The organism is Rubripirellula amarantea (genome assembly GCF_007859865.1).
Taxonomy (GTDB): Bacteria; Planctomycetota; Planctomycetia; order Pirellulales; family Pirellulaceae; genus Rubripirellula; species Rubripirellula amarantea.
The window spans coordinates 184,995-204,363 of sequence record NZ_SJPI01000002.1 but is presented as its reverse complement, the minus strand read 5'-3'; the positions used below and the strand labels follow the sequence as shown (position 1 = coordinate 204,363).

13 protein-coding genes are annotated in these 19,369 nt (G+C 54.9%); 9 read left to right on the top strand and 4 right to left on the bottom strand.

Going from position 1 to position 19,369, the window contains the following annotated elements; genetic code table 11:
• The first annotated feature begins 120 nt into the window (after positions 1-120).
• From ileS to Pla22_RS14240, 5 genes are all read left to right on the top strand, one after another.
• Positions 121-3,582, top strand: coding sequence for an isoleucine--tRNA ligase (gene ileS, locus Pla22_RS14260; protein ID WP_146516522.1), 3,462 nt, complete (start codon positions 121-123; stop codon positions 3,580-3,582).
• Positions 3,582-4,163 carry a phosphoribosylglycinamide formyltransferase gene (gene purN / locus Pla22_RS14255; protein WP_146515524.1) on the top strand — a complete coding sequence of 194 codons (582 nt, stop codon included), beginning with the start codon at positions 3,582-3,584 and terminating at the stop codon, positions 4,161-4,163. Before ileS ends, purN begins: the two co-directional genes overlap by 1 nt.
• A 110-nt stretch (positions 4,164-4,273) precedes the next feature.
• On the top strand, positions 4,274-4,942 hold the full coding sequence (locus tag Pla22_RS14250; RefSeq protein ID WP_165440674.1) for a CerR family C-terminal domain-containing protein: 669 nt from the start codon (positions 4,274-4,276) through the stop codon (positions 4,940-4,942).
• Between the two features lie 18 nt (positions 4,943-4,960).
• Entirely contained in the window at positions 4,961-6,922 is a 1,962-nt protein-coding gene (locus tag Pla22_RS14245; RefSeq protein WP_146515522.1) for an HlyD family efflux transporter periplasmic adaptor subunit, read from the top strand.
• Entirely contained in the window at positions 6,922-10,164 is a 3,243-nt protein-coding gene (locus Pla22_RS14240; protein WP_146515521.1) for an efflux RND transporter permease subunit, read from the top strand. Before Pla22_RS14245 ends, Pla22_RS14240 begins: the two co-directional genes overlap by 1 nt.
• 191 nt (positions 10,165-10,355) lie before the next feature.
• Here the strand turns inward: Pla22_RS14240 and Pla22_RS14235 are convergent, their stop codons facing one another.
• Entirely contained in the window at positions 10,356-11,246 is an 891-nt protein-coding gene (locus Pla22_RS14235; protein WP_146515520.1) for an SMP-30/gluconolactonase/LRE family protein, read from the bottom strand.
• Between the two features lie 112 nt (positions 11,247-11,358).
• On the opposite strand from Pla22_RS14235, the gene Pla22_RS14230 reads away from it, so the two are divergent.
• Positions 11,359-12,786, top strand: coding sequence for a DUF6666 family protein (locus Pla22_RS14230; RefSeq protein ID WP_146515519.1), 1,428 nt, complete (start codon positions 11,359-11,361; stop codon positions 12,784-12,786).
• A gap of 83 nt (positions 12,787-12,869) precedes the next feature.
• On the opposite strand, the gene Pla22_RS14225 is transcribed toward Pla22_RS14230, so the two are convergent.
• On the bottom strand, positions 12,870-13,811 hold the full coding sequence (locus Pla22_RS14225; RefSeq protein WP_146515518.1) for a nucleoside hydrolase: 942 nt from the start codon (positions 13,809-13,811) through the stop codon (positions 12,870-12,872).
• A 54-nt stretch (positions 13,812-13,865) separates the two neighbouring features.
• On the opposite strand from Pla22_RS14225, the gene Pla22_RS14220 reads away from it, so the two are divergent.
• From Pla22_RS14220 to trpD, 3 genes are all read left to right on the top strand, one after another.
• Positions 13,866-14,147, top strand: a complete 282-nt coding sequence (locus tag Pla22_RS14220; RefSeq protein ID WP_146515517.1) for a hypothetical protein — start codon at positions 13,866-13,868, stop codon at positions 14,145-14,147.
• Positions 14,148-14,725: 578 nt separating this feature from the next.
• Complete coding sequence (locus Pla22_RS14215) at positions 14,726-15,433, top strand: transposase (protein ID WP_146515516.1); 708 nt, start codon at positions 14,726-14,728, stop codon at positions 15,431-15,433.
• Between the two features lie 441 nt (positions 15,434-15,874).
• Positions 15,875-16,888: an anthranilate phosphoribosyltransferase gene (trpD, locus tag Pla22_RS14210; protein WP_146515515.1), complete on the top strand. Its 1,014-nt coding sequence runs from the start codon at positions 15,875-15,877 to the stop codon at positions 16,886-16,888.
• A gap of 128 nt (positions 16,889-17,016) precedes the next feature.
• On the opposite strand, the gene Pla22_RS14205 is transcribed toward trpD, so the two are convergent.
• Together Pla22_RS14205 and Pla22_RS14200 are read right to left on the bottom strand one after the other, a co-directional pair.
• On the bottom strand, positions 17,017-18,399 hold the full coding sequence (locus tag Pla22_RS14205; RefSeq protein WP_242632063.1) for a hypothetical protein: 1,383 nt from the start codon (positions 18,397-18,399) through the stop codon (positions 17,017-17,019).
• Entirely contained in the window at positions 18,380-19,162 is a 783-nt protein-coding gene (locus tag Pla22_RS14200; RefSeq protein WP_242632062.1) for a penicillin-binding protein activator LpoB, read from the bottom strand. The genes Pla22_RS14205 and Pla22_RS14200 overlap by 20 nt, the downstream gene beginning before the upstream one ends.
• Positions 19,163-19,369: the final 207 nt, after the last annotated feature.

The following is a 19,369-nucleotide window of genomic DNA, read 5'->3' as shown; positions in this document are numbered from 1 at the left end:
GCCCCGGCGTGGCTTCTCAGATTAGCCGGCCTACGGCGATTGGCCGCTGCGCTCTACAATCACGCGTTCGTGATTGACCGTCCTCGCCTTCCTATTTGCCACGCTAGCGCCACGACCACCATGCCCGCATCGGCCAGCCCCCTTCGTGCCCCTTCCGGTAGCCCCAGTTTTCCTAAACTCGAAGAGGAAATCCTAAAATTCTGGGACGAGAATGAAATCTACCAAGCGTCGCTGCAACGGCGCGCCGATGGGCCCTCGTTCGTGTTTTACGAAGGCCCGCCGACGGCCAACGGCATGCCGCACCCCGGCCATTGCCTGACCCGCAGCATCAAGGACGTGTTTCCTCGTTACAAAACGATGAAGGGCTACCGATGCGAGCGCAAGGCCGGATGGGACACGCACGGATTACCCGTCGAAGTCGAAGTCGGTAAGGAGCTCGGGATTCACAGCAAAGAAGAAATCGAAGCTTACGGCATCGAACCCTTCATTCAAAAATGCCAGGCAAGTGTTTGGCGATACATGCAGCAGTGGCAAACGCTGACTCGCCGACTGGGCTTTTGGGTGGATTTGGACGATGCCTACGTCACCTACCACCAAAGCTACGTCGAATCCGTTTGGTGGTCCCTAAAGACACTGTTCGATCAAGGGTTGCTGTACCAGGGTCACAAGATCGTGTGGTGGTGGGCTCAAGGTGGGACGGCGTTATCCGCTGGTGAAGTCGGCCAAGGCTATCGAGAAGTCGCCGACCCAAGTGTGTATGTGCTGTTTCCTTTAGTTGACCACCCCGGTCGCTCACTTGTGGTTTGGACCACCACCCCTTGGACGTTGCCGAGCAACATGTACGCGGCCGTGCATCCGAGCAAGATCGACTATGCCGTCTGCAAAGATCCCGAAACCGACCAAGAGCTGGTGATGGCGTCGGCCCTGGTGGAAACCATTTCAGCGAAGCTCAAACGTGAACTGGAAGTTGTCGAAACGATCAGCGGCGAGTCCCTAATCGGACAACGCTACACGCCACCGTTTGATAACTACGTCAAAGCCACTGGCGACCCAAGCGGCAAGCTGGTCGAGGGTGGCGAAGCATCCAAGTACTGGCGGATCGTTGCGGCTGACTTTGTCACTACGGAATCGGGTAGCGGCATCGTTCACCAGGCTCCTGCGTTTGGTGAGGTCGACTACGACGTGCTGATCGAGGAGCAAAAGCGATTTGTTGATGGCGATGCTCCCGAACTACTTTGCGCAGTCGGTCCCGATGGAAAGTTCACCGATGAGTTCGCGTCCATGAAGGGCGTCTGGGTGAAAGACGCCGACAAGCCGATCTCGCGTGAGCTCAAAGAATCCGGTCGACTGTTGTTGCTCGAACAATACCTGCACGAATACCCGTTTTGTTGGCGAGCCGATCAAGACCCGCTCATCCAGTATCCTCGTCGCAGTTGGTTCATTCGGACAACTGAGTTCAAGGACGAAATGCTTGCCAACAACGCCAAGATTGGCTGGCAGCCCGATCACATCAAAGATGGCCGCTTCGGTAACTTCCTGGAATCAAACGTTGATTGGGCTTTGTCTCGCGAACGTTTCTGGGGCACGCCGCTTCCCATTTGGACCTGCAGCGAAACGGGCAAGCAGGAAGCCATTTCTTGTTATGACGAACTGCTCGCCAAACCCGGCATCCAAGGAACCGAAGTTTGGGCGAAGGCGAAAGCCGCTAATCCCGAACTGGTTGACGACCTGCGTGTTCACAAACCATACATCGACGAAGTCACCTATGATTCGCCGTTCGCTCCGGGCGCACGAATGAACCGCGTTACCGAAGTCATCGATTGCTGGTACGACAGCGGCGCGATGCCGTTCGCTCAGTGGGGTTACCCGCATCAAAATGCCGATCGGTTCGAGGACCAATTCCCAGCCGACTTCATCAGCGAAGCCTTGGATCAAACCCGCGGTTGGTTCTACAGCCAACTTGCGATCAGCACGATGTTGTTCGGCAAGAAGGGAACCAGCAAGAAAGAGCTTGGGGTTGTCGCCGACTACCCGCACCCATTTCGTAATTGCATCGTGCTCGGCCTGATGTTGTCTCAATGGTACGAAGCAGAAGACGGCACGATGGTGTTGTCCGAAGAGGAACAGGCGAAGCATCCCGGCAAGAAGTTCAAACGACTTGTTGGCAAGATGTCAAAGAGCCTTCGCAACTATCGCAGCCCAGACGAAATCTTTGATCGCTATGGTGCTGATGCTCTGCGTTGGTACTTCTTTGCCAACCAGCCGCCATGGAGCTCGATCATCTATGCCGAACAGTCCATTAAAGATTCGATCCCCGAGTTCTTGTTGCGACTTTGGAACGTTTACAGCTTCTTGACGATCTACGCCGAGATCGATGGCTTTGACCCGACCACGGCAACCGGGGCGGATGAAAATTTATCGCCTGAATCACTCGCATCGTCGCCTCAATATCGCGACGCGTCCGAGCGTAGCGAGATTGATCGTTGGATCCTTTCCGAACTAAGCTCCACCGTTGCCGTTGTTACCGAACGTATGGATGCGTTGGATAACTACAACGCTTGTAAAGCGATCACGAGTTTGGTCGACGGACTTAGCAATTGGTACGTACGGCGATCGCGCGATCGCTTCTGGGCTAAGGAAACGGATTCCCAAGACAAGCTCGACGCTTACTGGACACTCTACGAAACGTTGATCGAAGTTTCCAAATTGATCGCGCCGTTTGTTCCGTTCTTGTCCGAAACCCTATGGAAAAGCCTGTCGGAACCGTTCGGCGACAAGGTGCTTAAGAGCGTTCACCTTTGCGATTATCCGGTATCGGATCCTACGCGAATCGACCCGACACTTTCGGCGTCGATGAATGTGCTTCGCGAAATTGCTTCGCTTGGCCGGGCGGCGCGGGCGGAAGCAAAATTGAAGGTTCGCTTGCCGTTGTCTCGCGTGGAAGTGGTGCTTACCGATGACACTCATGTGGATTGGCTCAGGCAACACGATGCGTTGGTACGCGAAGAACTGAATGTCAAAGCTGTCGAGTACACCACCGAGGGCGATGAATACGTGAAGTACTTGGTGGTGCCGAACTTCAAACGACTTGGCCCCAAGGTTGGCAAGAACATTCCAGCGGTGAAGAAGGCATTGGCCGACGCCGATGGGAACGCTCTCTTGCAATCGATGCAAAAAGACGGCAGCGTCACGATCGAGTTGCCAGATGGGCCGATTGTTCTGGACGATCAGGACATCGAAGTACGTTTGCAAGCTCGCGAAGGTTGGGCAGCCGCGCAAGGTTTGAAGTGCGTCGTCGTGCTCAATACCGAAGTCACCGATGAACTTCGCCGCGAAGGCATCGCCAAAGACATCATTCGCACCGTTCAAAATCAACGCAAGGCAATCGAATGCGAATACCTTGACCGTATTGAGATTGGTGTCTCGACCAGCGACGACGAAGTGTCCGCAGCGGTCAACGAACACAATGAAATGATCGCTAACGAAACGCTGGCGAACTCCGTTTCACTTGCAGTCATCGAATCGGTAGACGCCATTGAAGCGGAATACGGTCATGTGTACGTCAAGCGAGTGGTGAACTGATGTCGAAAGCACATCTGCCCATCGCAGTGTTCTTAAGCGGCAGCGGTCGAACACTGGCGAACCTGATTCACCATCGCGATAAGCACGATTTGCCCATCGACATCAAACTGGTCATCAGCAGTAGCGGTACCGTCAAAGGCCTGAACGTTGCCCGAGAAGCAAAGATCCCAACGCTGGTTGTTCGCAAGTCCGAGCATCGCGATCCGTATGAGTACTCACACGCGATGTTCGATCCTTGCGCCGGATCAGGCGCCGAATTGGTCGTGATGGCAGGCTTCCTAAAACACGTTCTGATCCCGAAGGCATTTGAGCGGAAAGTCATCAACATCCACCCTTCGCTATTACCGGCGTTCGGTGGCGAAGGAATGTACGGCCATCGTGTCCACCAAGCCGTAATCGACCGCGGGGTCCAGGTCAGTGGTTGTACCGTTCATTATGTCGACAACGAATACGACAACGGCCCGATCGTGTTGCAAAAGAGCTGTCGTGTCGAGCAAACGGATACCGCGGACACGCTCGCCGCACGCGTTTTTGAACTGGAGTGCGAAGCTCTTCCCGAAGCGATACGCAAACTTGCGTAAAACGGCTGACTTGACAAATCGGCCAATTCAAACGATTGTTTTAAACAACTGTTTAAACCGTTTTCAAAGGGCAATGCATGACCAGCCCGGCTTCCCAGCCTACCCCTCCCGTGAGCGACACAGCGGTCACGGAGTCCGATTTTGATACCCGTACTCGCTTGCTAGAAGCCGCGGGGCCCGTCTTTGCGTCATCTGGTTACGACCGAGCGACCGTACGAGAAATCTGCGCGGCGGCCGACGGCGTCAACATTGCCTCGGTGGGATACTACTTTGGTGACAAGATGGGGCTCTATCGCGAAGTGATCCGGGGAATCCGAGATTCCCGCGAACGTCGATTTCCGACACCTCAATCAGAATTGTCTGATCCCACCGAAGTTCTTCGAGCCATCGTGCGCACCCTGTTGTCACGCATTCTCGCTGATGACCCAACGGGTTGGGAGTCGCAGTTGATGATGCGAGAGATGCAAAATCCAACCCCGGTCTTTGACGAATTGATCCGTGAATTTTTTCAGCCACTTTTTCAAAGGCTCAAACGTTCGTTGCATGACCTCACCACCGAGGCCGTCGACGAACATGTGATCGACCAATTAGCGCTGAGCGTGGTGGGCCAGTGCGTCTATCACAAGTTCGGCGCCAAAGTGATTGAGATTTTGATCCCAGCGACTGAACGGAAGAAGCACTTCAGCATCGAAACCTTGGTCGAGCATATATCAGCGGTGACACTTTCGGCGCTGGCTCACACTAAAAGTCACGGCGTAGTCGCCCCACCTCAACTATAAACTTTTCTTTTGAAATCTATGTCTAATCCTCCTCCCGCTTCGAGCGTCCGCGAAGTCGATGAATCGGACAAGCTGCCCACGATCGATATCAAAACCGATAGCAATCGATTCAAACGCGGCTCAAGAGGCTCGACTCTATTCGTCAACGTCGTCGTTCCTTTGCTATTGCTGGGCGTGGCCGCGGCGGCGGTGTGGGCGTTGGGAACCGTTGAACCGGAAAAACGTCCGCCACTTGATGTCACGCGGACGGGCCGAATGAAAGCGCTTGCGCCGGTGCGAGTCGAGCGTTTGATGTCGCTAGAAGAAACCGGCGCTAAGCTCAACTTGGACGTCGATGGAACGGTCATACCTTACCGCGAAGCTCGCGTGGCGGCCGAAGTCGCGGGTCGAGTCGTGTTTAAATCGGAGAAGTGTGAAACGGGTCAGTACGTCCAAGAGGGCGAATTGCTGATGAAAATTGACGCCACCGATTACGAACTGCAAGTCGAAGAACTCACGCGTCAAAAAGAACAAGCCTATCAGTCGTTGAAAGAACTCGACCAGGAAATGGCCAACGCGCAGCGTCTTATTGAAGTTGCCAAAGACGACATCCGCCTACAGCAACGAGAGTTCAAACGTCAACAATCGTTGCCACCTGGATTTGGCACGGCCGCTGACTTGGAACAAGCCGAAAAGTCAGTGCTGACGGCAACCCAAACGTTGATCAGCCAAGAAAATCAACTCGACTTGCTCAAACAGCGACGTACGCGACTGGAAGCATCGGAGCGACTGGCTCAGATTCAACTACGCGGCGCAGAGGTGAATCTTGAGCGAACGCAAATCCGAGCTCCGATTGAAGGTGTGATCGCGGCCGAAGAAGCCGACTTGAATACATTTGTTGCCCGCGGAACGACCTTGGTGGTGATCGACGACACATCCAAAGTGGAAGTAGCGTCGAGTTTGCGAATGGACCAGCTCTATTGGATCCTTGACCAAAAGGGCACATCGGTTGACGAGGCGGCTCGCGGTTACGAGTTGCCTGAAACGCCAGCGGTCATCGAATACGAATTGTCCGGACGTGATGGCGTGATCTACCGTTGGAACGGCAAACTGCTGTCCTACAACGGCATTGGGCTGGACTCTGAAACTCGCACCGTTCCCGTGCGAGTGGTGGTTGATAAGCCGCGACAAACGATTGGCAAAGATGGGAAAGAGCGTTTCGATCCGTCAGCACCCGCGTTGGTTCGCGGCATGTACGTTCAAGTCAAATTGTTCATCGATCCCAAAACGCCGTTGGTAGTGATTCCCGCTCAGGCAATGCAACCTGGTAATCGTGTCTACCACTTCACTCCGGACGAATCGGTCCTGCAACCGCCAACCAAGTCGGTCAGCGATACGGGTGCGAAAGACGCGAGCGTTCAAGACACCACGGCCGAAGCTACTACGACCGAAGACACCACTGCCGAAGCTGATAACGATGAGGGCGCGACCGATGCTTCGGACCTGACCGAGGAAACGATCGCCGAGTCGGAGGATGGTTTTGTCGCCAGCGAATGGGTGGCAGGCCGGGTCCAGGTGGAATCAGGAGTGACTCCGGTGGATTCCTTGTCGATAGCCAACTTAAAACTGATCGCCGAAAACAAGCCAACGTTCTTTGCTCCTGAAGTTGGTGGCGAGGATCGGCTTTGGGTTTGCGAGGTCACCGGAGACAATTTGAAGCCCGGTGCGATGGTTGTCGTTTCGCCAATCGGAACCGTGGACGGCGAATTCCTGCCCGCGCGAGCTCAATTGAAACAAGACGAAGCGGCAACGACGAATCAAGACAACGCAGTTCAGGTGCAAGGAAATTCGCGAACGCGGGACGATCAAGAATCCGATTCGATCAACGAAAATTCAACGACCATTCAATCTAAAATTGCCACTGTCGCTACCAAGCTGGTTCAAGCTCAAGCCCTTGTGAGCCCGCCTGTCGATTCTGCTGATGACGGGGAGAACCACTGATGAAACAAGCCGTATCATGGGCGATCACCAACGCTCCCGGAATGAATGTGTTGATGCTGGCGCTAATGTTGATGGGCGGATTTTCGCTCTACAACATGCGTCGCGAGGTCTTTCCTGCTTTCGAGCTCGAAATCGTAATGGTGACGGTGCCGTACCCCGGCGCGACTCCTAAAGACAGTGAAGAAGCTATCTGCCAAAAGATCGAAGAAGCGATTCGCAGCATCGATGGCATTAAGAAAGTTACGTCGATCGCTCGCGAAGGTTCCGGTTATGTGTTGGCGGAACTGCGCAGCGATGTCAAAGACGTCCAGAAAGTGATGAGCGAGATCGACCGCGAGGTCAATCGTATTCCTAGCTTTCCCGCCCTTGCCGAAGATCCGCAGATTCAGCAAATCACCTTTCGTGAGGCAGCCATACGCGTTGGCGTCGTTGGGCCGAACGAGCGCACTGAATCATCGGAATTACGCCTTCGAGAAGTTGCCGAGAGCGTTCGGGACGACCTGCTGACGTTGCCGTCGGTTTCGTCGGCTTCGATCATGGGATCGCGGCCGTATCAAATCGACGTTGAAATTCCCGAGGCGACACTGCGCAGTTATGGCTTGTCCCTTGATCAAGTCGCCAACTTAATTCGAGCTCAAAACATCGAATTGCCCGGCGGACAACTCAAAGCGGAAGGCCAAGAGATCCTATTGAGGGCCAAAAACAAAGGCCGCGTTGGCGAAGAAATCCAAAAGTTGCCCTTGGTCACTCAATCCGGTGGCGTGGTTTTGACAGTCGGCGATCTGGGCGAAGTCAAAGACGAATTCCAAGACATCACGGCGGTGGGTGAGATCAACGGCGAACCCGCCATGGTGGTGAATGTCGACCGCACCAAATCCGAAGACTTGCTCGCCATGGTCAAGCAAGTGCGTGAGTACGTCGCTGAAACAACGCTACCGCCGGGATACCGTTTCGAAGTTTGGGGCGACACAAGCACGGAAGTGCGCGGACGTTTGAATCTGTTGCTTCGAAACGGCACGCAAGGTTTGATTCTGGTGTTCTTGGTGCTGACGTTGTTCTTGGAAATGCGTCTCGCGTTTTGGGTCGCTCTGGGAATTCCGATCTCGATTCTGGGAGCCGGTGTCTTCCTGGCGTGGGGAAATCAGACGCTGAACATGCTCAGCTTGTTTTCGTTCTTGGTGGCCCTCGGCATTGTCGTCGACGATGCAATCGTGATTGGCGAGAACATTTATTCGCACATACAAATGGGCAAGTCCCTGCGGCAAGCTGCGATCGACGGAACGGTCGAAGTGATGGGCAGTGTCGCGGCTTCGGTGACAACCACCGTGATCGCCTTTTCCCCCATGTTCTTTGTGTCGGGGGTGATGGGCAAATTCATGGCGGTGATTCCGTTCGCGGTTATCGCGATGCTGGTGATCTCGCTCTGGGAAAGCATTTTTGTGCTGCCCACGCACTTAGCTCATAAGCACACCGGGTTCTTTCGTATGATCTCGGTGCTGACCTATCCGGTGCGTCCGTTTGCAATCGCACTTCATTGGGCTTCTGATCGCGCCAGTTTGGGGTTGGACTGGATCGTTAATCGTGTTTATACGCCGGCCTTGAAGTTCTCACTGAAACATCCACCAATTCCGATCGCAATGGCGATTGCGATGTTCATCTTCACGTTCGGGTTGATACGTGGTGGAGTTGTTCCGTCGATCTTGTTTCCGAAGACGGACAACAACAACCTGCAAGCCACCATTTCGTTTCCAGACGGAACTCCGGCTATCGAAACCGATCGTGCTACGCGCCGAATCGAAGAAGCGATTCGCAAGATCAGCAAGCAGGTTGCCAAAAAACGTTCAGAAGAGACGGGTATTTCACCCGAGGAAACGTATCAGTTCGAAGGACTGCAAGGCGATGGCCCCGTCCGTTTAACCTATCGCGACCTTGGGACGATCACGAACACGCAGAACGCTGCTGGCGGTGGCGGAAGCGGTTCTCACGTGGGTCAAGTGTTTGTCGAACTGTTTGACACCGAAGTCCGCAATGTCCATAGCGACGACTTGATCTCTGCATGGCGAAAAGAAGTGGGTGAAATCCCCGGCGCCGAGCGAATCACCTTTGGAACCATCGGCGTTGGTCCCGGCGGGAAAGCGATCGAGTTCAAACTGCTGGCCCCGAGTGAGAACGTCGATCAACTGTTAGCTGCAACCGAGGCGGTCAAAACCCGTTTGGCTGATTTTGCTGGTGTGTATGACATTGCCGACGACAATACGCCCGGCAAATGGGAATTCCAATTCCGCGTGAAGGATCGCGCTTTGGCAACGGGAGTGACACCGTCGGATTTGGGTGAAACAGTTCGCAACGTTTACTTTGGTGCCGAAGTGATGCGTTTGCAACGCGGACGTCACGAAGTGAAATTGATGGTTCGCTATCCCGAAGAAGAACGCCAAAGCTTGGTCAACTTCCGCGAAATTCGTGTTCAAGCCGCCGACGGTTCGCAGCGGCCGATCACCGAACTTGCCGAAGTCGAACTCAGCCGCGGTTTCTCGGAGATCAATCGTGTTGACCAAATGCGTTCGATCACCATTTCAGCAGACTTAGACGAAACCAAAGCGAATTCAGATTTGATCATTGGCGAACTGCAACGCGATTTTGTCCCCAATCTGCAGAAACAATACCCTGACATCTCAGTGCGATGGGAAGGACAACGGGAACAAAGTAACGAGTCGGTCGGCAGTTTGCTGATCGGTTTTGCGGTCGCCATCGTCGCGATGTTTGTATTGCTGGTCCTTCAATTCCGCAGCTATATCCAACCCTTGTTGATCCTGATGATTGTGCCCTTTGGCATGATCGGCGCGGTCTGGGGACACGCTTTGCTGGGAATCCCATTGACGCTCTTTAGCATGTTTGGGCTCGTGGCTTTGGCGGGTGTCGTGGTCAATGATTCGATCGTGTTGATCGACTTCATCAACGCACGCGTTCGCGAAGGGGTCCCGATTCGCGAAGCACTGGTTGAGTCTGGCCAACGCCGGTTTCGCCCGATTCTGCTCACGAGTATGACAACCATCGCCGGTTTGGCGCCGTTGTTGACGGAACGTTCATTTCAGGCTCAGTTGCTGATTCCCATGGCGGCGAGCTTGGCTTTCGGGCTCATGCTGGCCACCATCCTCGTGCTATTCTTGGTGCCGGTGTTCTACTTGGTCTACCTGAACTTGATCGAGTCGCTGGGATTCTCGTTGGTCGAAACCGACGAGTAGGATTCGCGGGCAAAGTTTCAAAAGCTACCTTCCGCGAGTCTTGCCGGGTGGAAACTCGCGGCTAGTGATCGGCTTGTCGTTCGTCACAAGCGACGAGTCATCGACCAGCTTGTCACGGCGTGGTGTGTGAGGAATCGTTGTGGCGAGTCAGGGACGGTTGTTGTGAGTCAGCGACAAACGACAAAGCGAAATTAGAATCGCTCTTTCGCTTCTTTGCTTTTACGGTCGAACTGATAGATCTGTTTTTGTTTCGGATCAGCAACGAACAACGAATCGTCACTGATGGCGATGCCAACGGGACCGACCAGGGGCTCGCCTTCATGCCACTTCTCGGTTTTGCCATCGAGAGAGAACTTCCAGATTGCTTTTCCGTAACCGTCGGTCACGTAACCTTCATCGCCTGACCACACGATTCCATTGGGATACTGGTAGGGTCGTTCGGTAATCAGCGGCGTAGCTTCGCCGGTTTCCACATTGATCTTCACAACGGCGTTGGCATCCGGAGTGACCGCAAGCAAGGTATTGTCATCCGCCCAGGCAAAACCTCGAGCGTTCACACGTGCAACCAATTCGGGACTACCACCATCGATAGGCAACTTAAAGGTCGCCCGCTTTTCGGCATCGCCGACGTACAGCGTTTTCTTATCAGCGGAAATTGCCATCGCCATCGGAATCCCAATATGCCCTTCGGTCAAACCGACCGTGTCGTTGGCGATTGGTTCGTCGGACGACTCGGCGATGTGATAGATATCGCGAGTCGCCGAGTCCGCGACCAGGATTCCGCCCGCGGGGTGCATGATCACGCAGCGAGGGCGGTTGAGCGGCTTTCGCAGATACTTTGATCCCCGAATGAAGAGCTGACGTTCTGCACCGGCTTTCCATACTCCGGGCAAGTCGAGATCAACGACGTAGATCGAATCACCATCTAAACACAAAGCGAGCGGATAGACCGGTTCATTGGCCGCCTTCTTGCTTTGCCCTTCGTCTGATGTCGCAGCGTTTTCTTGAGCGATCGACGCGACGCAAAACAAACGTGAAACTGCCAACAGCAAAAATGTAACGATTAGGAAAGGTTTACTCATTTTGCGGGTCGTAGGAGTCGATGGAAAGAATGAGAGAACTGGCGATCAGTGCAGGATTTTTTCGTTTCGCACCTGGATCGCTTTCAACGAACGCTTTCACGATCGCAACGCCATGATAACGTCTAACGCGACCTTCCGAGGGTGGGCAACCACCGCCATCTTCTTTTGCATGCTCGGAATCGCTGTTCCACCGGTAAACAGTGGGGCTGCCGACGGCTCAGTTGAAAATAGCCTACGCAGGACAAACCAAGCCACCAAAACGACCGTGAAACAACGTTCGCGTTCGATGGTCGCTCAAGCAGCACACGGTCGAATCCCGACTGAAATGCCCGAGGCCCCCCTCGACGGGTCCTTGCTAAAAAACCAAATCAAACAAGTCGGATTCTTCGATGGCTGCCCCAATGGTTGCGGCGACTGTTGCGATTGCGATGTTACCTGCGGTGCGGAAGGCGTCTACATGGACCCCGCCTGCGGAGCTGAACCAGGATGCGGTGTCGAGCAAATTTTCATGGATCCAAGTTGCGGCTTGGAAGCGAGCTGCGGTTTCGAACCCGGTTGCGGTGTCGAACCCGGCTGCGGCATCGAAGCGAGTTGCGGGTTGGAACCCGGATGCGGAATCGAAGCAAGCTGCGGTTTGGAACACATGGGTGATTGCTCGTGCGATGCCTGCAGTAGCTGCGACGTTTCAAGCATTCCGCTGTTCCTACCAATGCTTCGCGTCCAATGGTGCCGTTTTGATTTCTTTGCCGGCGTGCAGGGATTCAAAGGACCGCTGAACTACGCAAACACCAGCTCGACTAATCCAAATGTTCGCAGCGGCAGTGGTAGTTTTGGATTCTATGAAGGATTCAACGAAGGTCGTTCATTGAAAAAATTGTTCGGTTGGGACATGGCTGCCCAACTTGGTTTACGAGCCACTCAAAGCAGCCTTTACGGATCAGAGTTCACTGACGAAAGTCGCCAACAAGTATTTGTTACGGCCGGACTGTTCCGTCGCGTGGATTACGGTTTGCAATACGGTGCGGTGCTCGATTACCTGAACGAAGATTGGTGGTACCAAGCTGACCTGTTGCAGATCCGTGGCGAAGTAAGCTGGAAGACCAACGGATGCCATGTATTCGGCGTTCAATACATGGCCGGCCTTAGCGATTCAACATCGACAACGGCGGTTCAAGATTCCACCAACACGATTTTCGCGGGCAGCATCTCGATCGAACCAACCGACCAATACCGAGTGTTCTATCGTCGATTGCTGAACCGCAGCGGTGACTGGACTGCGTTCATCGGTGGGACCGACCGAGAAGACACGTTGTTGGGTGCGGGGATGAACCTGCCGCTCACTCAAAAGCTGTTGCTCAATTCGTCGGCAACCTTCTTGATCCCCGCTGAAGCTGACCTTAATCGGGACTTCCAAGACGAAACCTGGAACATCTCGTTGGGACTGACCTATCGACCCGGTGGACCGAAGGGCTGCGGACGATATTGCCGACCACTCTTCGATGTGGCCGACAATGGGACAATGATGGTGGACTACAAGTAGTCGCCCAACTCGAGGCACCAACTCGAGGCACCAACTCGACGCACCAACGCGATTGAACTCAACCTAGCTTTCGGGTTCGTCGTCTAGGTTTGCTGGCCCGCGAACTTCATCAGTCGCACGATTTGCTCTTTGGCTTGGTTGCGATCGATGGACGTGGCCACTTCCATGTTCAGTGGCCATTCACGACGCAGACGCTGATCAAATAGCGTCGCACCTCGGGTCAATTCGCCTTTTGTTTCGACCTTGCCAGCGATCTGCTCCCACTCAAACAAGTCCGGTTCCAAGACTGACAACAGCGCGATGGGATCGTACAGCGGTATCAATTCGCGGCCAAGCTTTTGATGGTAGGCGCGAAAGGCGTACGGCAACATCTTGTGCAACAGACTGCCGGCGCGACTGAACTTGTCAGGCAATTGTTCAAGCAGATCGACGCCGAACCCAACAGCCTCGGTCACATCGAGCGGCACCAGGGATTTGGTTGTCGCGGATGCAAATACCTCGGCGGCCGACTTGGGGTCGAAGTACATGTTCCGCTCTGCCACGGCGCTGGCGTTCCCGGGGGCTCGCACGACTCCGCCACTGATAATGACCTTATCGAGCAGCCCTACGGCCATCGGGTCCCTGCGACAAAGCCGAGCCAAGTTGGTCAGCGGGCCAAGACAAACCAGCGTGATTTGGTTTGGGTTTTGATGAGCGAGTTCGCCAATTACCTTATCGCTGGGCGTTTGGTGCTGCCGATCAGCTCCCTCGAACTCGAATTCCCCCAACCCAGTGCTGCCGTGCAATTCGCTATTTCCCATCACGGGTGCGTCCTCACACGGCGACGCCATACCAATCCGCGGGTAGCGAGGCGGATCCAAGTGAGCCACGATCGCGTGGACGTTCTTGGTAGCCACTTCGGCCTCGACCGTCCCCGCCGTTGCTGTAATGGCCTGCACATCGACACGGGGATCGAACAATGCGATACAAAGGGCCACAGCATCGTCGATGCCTGGATCACAGTCTAAGATTATCTTTCGGCTCATCGCAAAATTGTAAATCGTCTCACGCCCGCATGCTAGGACCATCGCTTGTCCACTATGAACTCACCCAACCTGTTCGCGATTGCGACACAGCAAGCCCGAAAGGGAAACGACCTGTCCGTGGCTCAAACCAGCGAACTGATAGATACAATGCTGCGTGGCGAGGCCAGTGACGACGATATCGCTGCGCTGCTGTTGGCACTCAAGGACAAAGGCGAATCGGTTAGCGAACTCGTCGGCGCTTCCCAAGCGATGCGTCGCCATATCGCCCCGTCGCATGGTGGATGGCACGCAAGGCATCGGGGCACTCGTGTGCGTCCATTTCGTTCACGAAATTGATTAAGGACGCGATAAAGGAGGCGGAGGTAATTAACGTGCGCACCTAAGTTTCCCTGCTGAGCTTGAGGGTCGCTCCGCCGTGCAGCACCAGGCCGAGATCATCACTTGGCTGCGCGACAAGGTTGACCGAGAGATACGCGGGCGAGGCAGCGACCTCCGCTTCGACGAGCTTCTTCGAAATTGGGGCACCAAGACGTTCTCGGCTTGGTAAAACGCCTTGACGGTCTGTGGACTGGCGCGATCGCGATTCAATCGCTCGGCCCAAACCTGACGAGGGGACGGCAGCATGTTGACCTCCTGGGTTCAAGAAAACTCGCCAAGCTATCGCCACCCAATTCATCCCCCCACCGAACACTTACCTTTTGCCAACACTCGGCACATCCAAACCCAAACAACTGAGACAGTTGTTCTACTATCCCAGAGTAAAACGATTGTCCCAATCGTTTGGTCAGATCCCCAACACATCCGACACCAAACAACTGGGACAGTTGCTCTACTATCCCAGGGTAAGACGATTGTCCCAATCGTTTGATCGGATCCCCCCAACACAGTCCACGGCACCTATTTACAATCCTGCTATGGATCCGAAACCAAAGCTCCGGACAGCCGTTACGTTCAATCCGCTAGATCGGTCGGCAGAACTGTTCGTCAGTGAGCGTAATCTGCCTCACTGGTTTCAGCCGGGAGCAGCCATCTTTGTCACCTTTCGCACCATCGACTCGATGCCCAAGGAAGTCATCCTGCAATGGCAGCGCGAACTCGAAGCTTGGTTGACTCAATCAGGGTTGCCTATCGCACTCGCGGCCAGCGTCGTGCATGGTAGGTTTCCCGACCATGACCAGATGATGAGGCAACTCGATCCCACTCAGTCGATCGAGTTCAAACGGCTGAGCGATCGAGTCTTTAATCGTTCGCTCGATGAGTGTCACGGACGTTGCCCGTTTCGTGATCCAAAACTGGCCGCCGAAGTCGCCCAAACGATCCTGCATTTCGATGGCCAGCGATATGATTTGGACCGATTCGTCATCATGCCCAATCACGCTCACGCGATCGTTCAATTTCGGACTGGTTTTGACTTGTCGGTCGTCGGCCAAAGCTGGATGCGATTTTCAGCGAGGAACATCAATCGTTTGCGTGAAGAATCGGGGGCCATCTGGCAACCGGAACCGTTTGATCACATCATCCGCAGTGATCGGCAGTTCGCGTACTTGCAAGGCTACATCTCGGAGAATCCGAAGAAAGCCAAGCTTCGCGAAAACGAATTCCTGTATTGGCAACGAGATTGAACGTCGGGCCACTGATCGTTTGGGAACCACCAAATACATCCCATCCCAAACAACTGGGACAGTTGTCTTACCATCCCAGAGTAGAACGATTGTCCCAATCGTTTGGCCAGATCCCCAACACTACCCATCCCAAACAACTGGGACAGTTGTTCTACCGTCCCAATGTAGAACGATTGTCCCAATCGTTTGGTGACCGCCCGGCAGAGCCCGAACCCAAATGGAACATTTGGTGCCATGCACTTTCCGTTCAATCGAACGTCGCAGAGAATGGATGGCATGACAGCGACTCTGCATGTTGGGTGGCACCATTCAGGGAGCCTCATGCTGACACAGGCCCGTAGAACGAAATTCATTCCGTTTGCTGCACTCACTCGTCACTACACTTCCATCCCCGTATAACGTAATGGATTCCGTTCTACGTTTCCTCTTTTGCATTGACTCATGACCTCTCCGAACCTTTTCGCCGTCGCTGCCCATCAGGCTCAGTCGGGGGCCGATTTGTCTGTCGAACAAACCAGCGAACTGATAGATACGATGCTACGTGGCGAGGCCAGTGACGACGATATCGCTGCGCTGCTGTTGGCACTCAAGGACAAAGGCGAATCGGTTAGCGAACTCGTCGGCGCTTCCCAGGCGATGCGCCGCCACATGACTCGTATCCCTCACCATCACGAAGTGCTGTTGGATACTTGCGGCACCGGCGGCAGCGGCAGTGGAACGTTCAACATCAGCACCGCGGTGGCGATCGTCGCGGCGGCTTGCGGAGTCGCGGTGGCGAAACATGGCAACCGCAAGGCGACCAGCTTGACGGGGTCAGCCGATGTCTTGGAAGTGCTTGGGGTAAAGATTGAATCCGACGCCGAAGGAGTCGCCGAGCGGTTGGATTCGATCGGAATCTGCTTTTGCTTTGCAGCCAAGTTGCACCCCGCAATGCGACACGTCGTTGGCGTCCGACGCAAACTTGGCGTGAAGACGCTGTTCAATCTGCTAGGCCCGCTATGCAATCCGGCCGGTGCGACGCATCAATTGTTGGGCACATCGAGTGTCGACGCGCAAAACAAAGTCGCCAGCGCGATCAGCCAATTGGGAACGATCCGATCATTCGTCGTTCATTCCTCCGATGGCCAGGACGAGGTATCGCTGGCGGGTACCGCCAACATCATTGAAGTCGGCGGTGACCAGTCCAAGACTCACGCCTTTACCGCTGACGATTTCGGACTGCCCTCGGTCGATGCTCAATCCCTCGCTGCGGCCGACCCTACCGAAAGTGCCGCTATCATCGAAAGCATCTTTGCGGGCCAACCGAGTCCATGCCGTGACACAGTGCTAGCGGGAACCGCCACGGCGCTTTTATTGGTGGGCAAAGTTTCGGATGTCGCGCAAGGAGTGACGATGGCGGCCGAGGCAATCGATGGCGGGCAAGCATTGGCGAAGCTTGAAGCGCTTCGGTCATAAGGCTAAGTCCTCACCCTGCGGCAAAGCTGTTCGACTCAATTGAGCACTTTGCTGGCCCACTTTCGAAGTCGCACAATTGAAGGCCCACAATCGAAGGCCCACAATCGCTGAACTGGGTTGGCCATCGGCTACTGCGATCGGACCACATAAATCGCATTTCGAGGTGCGATTACGATCAAGTAAGTATTGCGTCCGTTTACCATCGTGACGTTTTCGATTCGCGGCATGCCGCTGACGATGCCGTGAAAGTTAACCGCTTGCAGTTCCACAGGATGATTCCCCTCGGGCAACTCGCAACGCAGAACTTGAATCTCGCGAGGCAATAGCCCCCAACAACGCGTGTCCGCCTTTTCGACACCCGACCATGCGCTGGCGGCGGCAAAGTGAAACAGTGATCCCAAACTGCCATCAAGACCAATTGAATCGGTTACTTTGGCGACGGTTGTTTCTTTCACAACTCGGCGAGTGACGGCGCGAGCGATCGTCCAAGGCATTTCCGCTTCGTTTTGCGAGATCGCTAGCTGCCCGACGTCGGTCAGCGTTTGAGTGACGCCAAACTCTGCGCCGCTAGCTTTCACGTTGATGGCAGCAAGATTGCTTGGCGGAACCACCACCCGCGGAACCTTGACTTGCGCAATGTTGGGCAACACTGGACCATTTTCTTGGTCGCCGTTTCCCGATCCTTGGTTGGTTTGAGCGTTCAACACCACCGAGGCAATTGATAGCGCGGCGGAAGTCGTCGGCGCCGTGGTTTCTTCGAGCCGCGGGCCTTCTCCGACGCATGCGATGACGTAAAGCACGCCATGCCCCGGTGCAGAGTGCGCGCCCGTGGTGGCCCGCTCGATATCTTCACCCGCGGGTGCAAACTGAGGCTGCACGGCACTGACGAGTTGGTAGGCCTTGGCAGCATCGTCGTAGTCGTGGTGAGTCGCTTCGCGTAACACGCCGCGCAGATACGGCGCAAGCGCGATCGGTTGGAAGTGGTTTGCGGCTAACGGGATGCCCCGCGCTTCGGCCTCGACTCGAAGCTGATCCTGTTTGGTGGTCGCTTGCAGTGCGTACGCCTCGGCATCGGTTCCATCACGAGCGAGCGAGCAGATGGACAACATCGCACGAATCATGACTTCTTCGTGTGACGCCGGACGAAAGACGCGGGTATTGTCGTCAGTCATCGTGGATGCCGCGTCGTGAGCCAACGACAATTTAGGTGCCTGGTCAAATCGATCGCGCAGTTCACGCAGCGTTTGTTCGGCTGAGTGAACTTCCCCGGCGGCGAGCTTCACCATGGCCAAGTCCAGCGAAGCTGCATCGCGGTTGCGGCCTCGCTTTTTTGCAATGGGTTCCAAGGTCGCTTGGGCCGTCGGTAAGTCACCGCTGGCGAACGCCATTCTTGCATCGGCAATGGTGGCCACCGAACGTGCGCAACCACCTAGCAGCGACACAAAGGCAATCGCTAATAACAAACGAGTACGACCGGAACCGATCACGGGCTCAACCGTCGGCTTGATCAAAGATACCGAAGTTCCACCACTTGCCCGCGCGAGTCTTGCTGTAACCCTTGCGGATCTTGGCGGACTCTTTCAGGAACTCGCCTGTGTGCAGGTTCACCATTTCCAGGGTCAGCGTGTAGTCTCGCTGGGTGCTCTTGTTACGGTCGGTCGTGCCGGTCGTCACCGTCGCAAACATCAAGTAGTCGACCGGTGAACCTTGGCGACCAAGGGAAGCGGCAAACACGGCCCGGTTTTGCGGCAGCATCAGGGCTTCAGGACGCATTCGAGTCTCGATCAAGGCCGCATCGACCATCCGGCGGCTTATTCCTCGGAACGTTTCCGCTGAATTGATCTGAGAATCGATCTGCTCGTAAAGTTGGTCCTTAAAGTCACCTAATTCCTCGGCACTTTTGTTCTCGACCCCGATGAAACACACCGACGCGGGTCCCGTTGCTAGGGCGGACCCAATCACTCCGTTGTCCATCGGAACGTTGTTAACGCCTTCAAAGGCGACCGTTTGAACCGGTGGTGGGCACCGCGAAAGGATTTTCGCGACCGATTCGTCCACCAGTGGGTTCCAGGTCGCCGCTCCCGCAGCGTGAGAACCGACCATATCTTTGTCGTTGCTGGCGAGTAAATGCCCGTATTGGCGAGACGCACAGCCGCTCGAGAGCGCGATAGCGACCACCAACAATGCGAGGCCAAAATAGCCGCAGGTGACGCTCTGACGAACATCATTTAGCGCTCCAGCGTCCAAATGAGCGAGTTCAGTTGGTCGGTTCATCATATTTTCGCTGTGGGAGCGTCCAAAAGGTGTTGGTTTCATCGAGAATCGGTGCTCGAGTGCAGATTAGAAACTTTGCTGATGTTTTCAGCCTGAAAGTGGCCTCTGTCGCCTTGTCGACCGCCTCTGAGCTATCAAAATGTGGGTCCGTCAGGCAGACTGTGATTCTCGCACTGATTCAGCTACCAAAAAGCCGTCTCGTCCGAC